Here is a 342-nt window from a genome sequence, read left to right as displayed (position 1 = left end):
TTTGTACCGGCCATTGTAGCATGCGTGAAGCCCAAGACATAAGGGGCATGATGATTTGACGTCATCCCCACCTTCCTCCGAGTTGACCCCGGCAGTCTCCTATGAGTCCCCGCCATAACGCGCTGGCAACATAGAACGAGGGTTGCGCTCGTTGCGGGACTTAACCCAACATCTCACGACACGAGCTGACGACAACCATGCACCACCTGTACACCGACCACAAGGGGGCGACCATCTCTGGCCGTTTCCGGTGTATGTCAAGCCTTGGTAAGGTTCTTCGCGTTGCATCGAATTAATCCGCATGCTCCGCCGCTTGTGCGGGCCCCCGTCAATTCCTTTGAG

General features: G+C 56.4%; 1 rRNA gene. It reads right to left on the bottom strand.

Annotated elements, in window-relative coordinates:
• Nucleotides 1–342: ribosomal RNA gene (locus WFH25_RS19305) — 16S ribosomal RNA — on the bottom strand; the annotation flags it as partial.

This window comes from Curtobacterium sp. USHLN213 (assembly GCF_037144815.1).
GTDB lineage: Bacteria > Actinomycetota > Actinomycetes > Actinomycetales > Microbacteriaceae > Curtobacterium.
The sequence above is the reverse complement of the archived record's forward strand: the minus strand, read 5'-3'. Positions and strand labels throughout refer to the sequence as shown.